At 72.3% G+C, this 4,896-nt stretch carries 4 protein-coding genes; 3 read left to right on the forward strand and 1 reads right to left on the reverse strand.

Annotated features, from left to right (window positions below; genetic code table 11):
- Positions 1–130: 130 nt before the first annotated feature.
- Positions 131–1,672, reverse strand: coding sequence for an alpha/beta fold hydrolase (locus tag ACFWR9_RS39225; protein ID WP_383851454.1), 1,542 nt, complete (start codon positions 1,670–1,672; stop codon positions 131–133).
- A gap of 180 nt (positions 1,673–1,852) precedes the next feature.
- Here ACFWR9_RS39225 and ACFWR9_RS39230 point away from each other — a divergent pair, with 180 nt between their 5' ends.
- The 3 genes from ACFWR9_RS39230 (at position 1,853) to ACFWR9_RS39240 (ending at position 4,737) form a co-directional block, all read left to right on the forward strand.
- The gene (locus ACFWR9_RS39230; RefSeq protein WP_383851456.1) at positions 1,853–2,200 is read left to right on the forward strand and encodes a VOC family protein; all 348 of its coding nucleotides are present in this window, start codon (positions 1,853–1,855) and stop codon (positions 2,198–2,200) included.
- 177 nt (positions 2,201–2,377) lie between these two features.
- Positions 2,378–3,358: a dTDP-glucose 4,6-dehydratase gene (gene rfbB / locus ACFWR9_RS39235; protein ID WP_383851458.1), complete on the forward strand. Its 981-nt coding sequence runs from the start codon at positions 2,378–2,380 to the stop codon at positions 3,356–3,358.
- Positions 3,355–4,737, forward strand: coding sequence for an NDP-hexose 2,3-dehydratase family protein (locus ACFWR9_RS39240; protein WP_383851459.1), 1,383 nt, complete (start codon positions 3,355–3,357; stop codon positions 4,735–4,737). Before rfbB ends, ACFWR9_RS39240 begins: the two co-directional genes overlap by 4 nt.
- Positions 4,738–4,896 lie beyond the last annotated feature (159 nt).

Here is a 4,896-nt window from a genome sequence, read left to right on the forward strand (position 1 = left end):
CGCCCCCCGGGGGGGCGCGCGGGGCGAGGGGCCCGCCGGTTGCTGCGCACATGGTCGACCCCCGCCCCCCGCCCGCCGCCACGCCCTGCCCCCCCGGGCGCTGTTCGTGCGGGGCCCGCCCGGTGCCGGGTCAGGACGCGGGGACCGGATCCGGTGAGGCCGCGCAGGTGGCGTCGACGCCTTGGCGGGAGGCGGGGCGGGTGCCGTCCCGCAGGAAGTCGCCGACGTAGGTGTTGAGGCAGGCGTTGTTGTTCGCCGACAGTGCCGCACCGACGTTGTGGCCGCCCTTCTCCAGCACCAGCCGGGAGTTGGGGAACAGCTGGTGCGTCTCGGCGGCGCCGGCGGTGCCGTGCGCGGTGTCGAACTGCGGCTGCACCAGCAGGACGTCGACCCCGCGGTCGCCGATGGCGCGCGGCTCGCTCCTGGCGGGCTCCGGCCAGAACGCGCACGGCGCGTTGTACCAGGCGTTGGTCCAGGTCAAGAAGCGGTTGCCGGCGTCGTACTGGCGGGTGTGGTCGCGGTGCCAGCGGTTCCAGTCGGTCGGCCAGGGGCCGTCCAGGCAGTTGACCGCGTTGGTCATCGCGTGCCGGTTCTGGTGCGGGAAGCCCGGCGGGGAGTAGTTGGCGCGCAGCGAGGCCGGGTCCTGGTCGACCACCCAGTCGGAGAGGATCTTCGCGCGGGAGAGCCAGGTCCAGCTGCGGTAGACGACCGGTTCGAAGACGTCCGCCCACTCGGACGGGCCGATCCGGCCGTCGACGGGTGCGGTGCGCAGCGCGTCCTGTCCCGCGTAGTAGTTGGCCTCGACCTCGGCCGCGGTGGTGCCCAGGTGGTAGACGGCGTCGTACTGGGCGACCCAGGCGAAGAAGATCCGGGCGTTGCGTTCGGACGTCACGTTCTTGCGGAGGCTGTTGCGGTATCCCACGCCGCTGGGGCGCACCACGCTGTCCAGCACCATGCGGTCCACCCGGTGGGGGAAGAGCGTGGCGTACATCGAGCCGAGGTAGGTGCCCCAGTCGGTGCCGAAGTAGGTGATCTTCTCCTGGCCGAGTGCGATGCGCATCCGGTCGAGGTCGCGGGCGGCGTCCTCGGTGCCGAGGTGGCGCAGCACGTCGCCGTACTTTTCGCCGCAGCTGTCGGCGTACGCGCGGGCCCGCTTCGTCCATTCCCGCTCGGCGGCGGGTGTGGCGGGCACCGGGTCGGGCTGGGCGTGTCCGGGGTCGAGGTAGTCGCTGTCGCAGACGACGGACGGTTCGCTGGCGCCGACGCCGCGCGGGTCGAAGCCGATCCAGTCGTAGGCGTCGCCGACGTCCTTGGCCAGGCCGGTGGTGCCCTCGGCGTACCGGGTGGGCAGGTCGCGGCCGATGCCGCCGGGCCACTGGCCGCGGTTGAGGATGACGGCGCCCTTGTACTCGCTGTCGGGGACGGTGTGCCTGGCCCGGGTCAGCGCGAGGCTGATCTGCCGGCCGTCGGGGTCGTCGTAGTCGAGCGGCACCCGCACGGTGCCGCACTCCAGGCCCTTGAGCATGTCGCCGAGGACCGGGTCCCCGCCCGGGCACGGCGCCCACGCCACCTGGGCGGCGGCCGTCGCGGCCGTCGGGGCCGCCTTGTCCGCCCCCGCGGCCGGGACGGCGGCCGGGCCCAGAAGACCGGCCGCGACCACTGTTGAGACCAACGCAGTTCTTCTCACAATTCCCCTCCTGAATTCAGCGCGCTGGCAGCGTGGCACCGGCCTGTCGGCTCATGCTCAAGAACGCCTGGATCTCCGCTTGAGGCGCTGGTGCGCGAAGGTGCGGCGGGCCGGCGGATTTCCCTAGCATGAGGCGACGCAATTCCAACCCCCCGGGAGTCAAAAATGGCTGACGCGGCCATCCAGGGAATCAAGACCGTGCTGCATCCCGTGGCGGACGTGGCAGCGGCCAAGAAGCTGTACGCCGTCCTGTTCGGTATCGAGCCGCAGACCGACTCGGAGTACTACGTCGGGTTCGACGTCGCGGGCCAGCACGTCGGGCTGGTGCCGGCCGGCGCGCAGGACGCGCAGGTCGCCTACTGGCACGTGGCCGACATCGAGGCGAAGCTGGCCGAGGTGGGCGCCGCGGGCGCCACGGTCACCGGCCCCGCCAAGGACGTCGGCGGCGGCCGCCGGGTGGCCACCTTCACCGACCCGGACGGCAACGTCGTCGGACTGCTCCAGGACAGCTGACGCCTGCGCCTGAGTCCGCGGCCGCCCCCGGGAGCCCTTCGAGCACGTTTCGAGAGGGTTTCGAGGGCGGCCGTTCAGCATTTCCCCACGGGGACGCCCGTCATGAGTCCCCTTCGTCCGGAACAAAGGGGAAGAGGACATGCTCCGAGCGCGGTACGGCGACTGCGACGTGGTCTCATGAACATTCTCGTCACCGGCGGTGCCGGATTCATCGGCTCGCACTATGTACGGACCCTGCTCGACGGCGGTTATCCGGAATACGAGGACGCGCACGTCACGGTCCTGGACGCCCTGACCTACGCGGGAAACCGTGACAACCTGCCCGCCGCGCACCCGCGGCTCACCTTCGTGCGCGGCAACCTCCTCGACCGGGATCTGCTGGCCGGCGTGGTCGACGGTCAGGACGCGGTGGTCCACTTCGCGGCAGAGAGCCATGTCGACCGTTCCCTGGCGGGCGGTGCGGTGTTCGTCCGCACCAATGTGGAGGGCACCCAGGCGCTGCTCGACGCGTGTCTCGCGGCCGGTGTCGGGCGGGTGGTGCACGTCTCGACGGACGAGGTGTACGGCTCCATCGATCAGGGCGAGTGGAGCGAGGAGTCCCCCCTGCTGCCCAACTCGCCCTACGCCGCGTCCAAGGCGGCCTCCGACCTGGTGGCCCTGGCGTACGTCCGCACGCACCGGCTGGACCTCTCGGTGACCCGCTGCTCCAACAACTACGGCCCCTACCAGCATCCCGAGAAGTTCATCCCGCTGGCCGTGACCAACCTGCTCGAAGGACGCCCGGTCCCCGTCTACGGGGACGGCGCCCAGGTGAGGGAGTGGCTGCACGTGGACGACCACTGCCGGGCCGTGCACCGGGTGCTCACCGGCGGCCGGGCCGGCGAGGTCTACAACATCGGGGCCGGCACGGCCGTGGACAACCTCACGCTGGCCCACCGGATCGCCGGGCTGTGCGCGGCCGGGCCGGACATGATCCGGCACGTCACCGACCGCAAGGGCCACGACCGGCGCTACGCCCTGGACCAGGGCAAGATCGAGCGCGAGCTCGGCCACCGGCCGCTGACCGCGTTCGAGGCGGGGCTGGCCGGGACCGTCGCCTGGTACCGGGACAACCCCCGCTGGTGGAAGCCGGTCAAGGACAGCGGGGAGCGGCCGTGAGCGCGGCGGGCCTGCTGGTCGCGCGCTCGCGGGCGGGCATCGCCGAGCGGCTGGCGCGGTCCGCGGCGACGGCGGCGGGGGCGCACATCGCGACCGGTGAGGTGACGGGCTGGCTGGAGGCGTACCGGCGGTCGGCGGGGACGGTGGTGAGCCGGATCCCGTTCGCCGCGCTCGGCCAGTGGTCGTTCGCCGCGGACACCGGCGACCTGCACCACCGCAGCGGACGGTTCTTCACCGTCGAGGGACTGCACGTCACCCGGCCCGGCGCCGGCTGGCAGCAGCCGATCATCGTGCAGCCGGAGATCGGCATCCTGGGCATCCTGGCCAAGGAGTTCGACGGGGTCCTGCACTTCCTCATGCAGGCGAAGATGGAGCCCGGCAACCCCAACCTGGTGCAGCTCTCCCCCACCGTGCAGGCCACCCGCAGCAACTACACCAAGGCCCACGGGGGCACGGGGGTGAAGTACCTGGAACACTTCCTCGACCCCGGCCGCGAGGGGGTCCTCACCGACGTCCTGCAGTCCGAGCACGGCGCCTGGTTCTACCGCAAACGCAACCGCAACATGATCGTCGAGGTGGACGGCGACGTCCCGGCCGACGACACGTTCCGCTGGCTCACCCTCGGACAGATCCTCGAACTGCTCTGGCTCGACAACGTCGTGAACATGGACGCGCGCACCGTCCTGGCGAGCGCTCCGGCCCTCGCGGACGGCACGCGGGCGCTGTCGTCCGACTCCGGCCTGCTGACCTGGTTCACCGGGGAACGGGCCCGGCACGAGGTCCGCGCCCGCCGGATGCCGCTGGGTGAGATCACCGGATGGCACCGGGACGAGCACAGCGTCGGCCGGGCCGACGGCAGGTTCTTCCGGGTGGTGGCGGTCTCGGTCGAGGGCGCCGGGCGTGAGGTCGCCGGCTGGAGCCAGCCGATCATCGAGCCGGTGGAGCGGGGGGTCGTCGGCTTCGCCTACCGGGTGTTCGACGGGGTCCCGCACGTCCTGGCGCACGCGCGGGTGGAGGGCGGCTTCCTCGACACCGTGGAACTGGCGCCGACCGTGCAGTGCGCTCCGTCGAACTACGCCCCGCCGGCGGCGGAGCACCGCCCGCCCTTCCTGGACGCGCTCCTGAACGCCTCCCCCGCCCGGGTGCGGTACTCGACGGTCCACTCCGAGGAGGGCGGCCGGTTCCTCAACGCCGAGAGCCGCTATCTGATCGTGGAGACCGACGAGGCGACGACACCCACCCAGGCACCCCCGGGATACCTGTGGGTCACGCCGGGGCAGCTGAACTGGCTGGCCGGGCACAGCCGTTACGTCAACGTGCAGGCCAGGACGCTGCTCGCCGTCCTGGGCACGGTCACGCGGGGCGCCGGCGCCCGCTGAACGGAGGGTGCCCCGCCCGCCGAGCGCAGGGGGTGCTGCCCCGCCCGCCGGGGCGCAGGGCGGGCCGGCGGGGCGCGGGGCGGGGCGCCCCTAACCGCGCCCCCCCCCACTGTGGAGAACCACCCGGTTGTTAGCAAAAAACACCCGCAAAACAGGGCC

The sequence above is a fragment of the Streptomyces sp. NPDC058534 genome (genome assembly GCF_042717365.1).
In the GTDB taxonomy this organism is placed as follows: Bacteria; Actinomycetota; Actinomycetes; order Streptomycetales; family Streptomycetaceae; genus Streptomyces.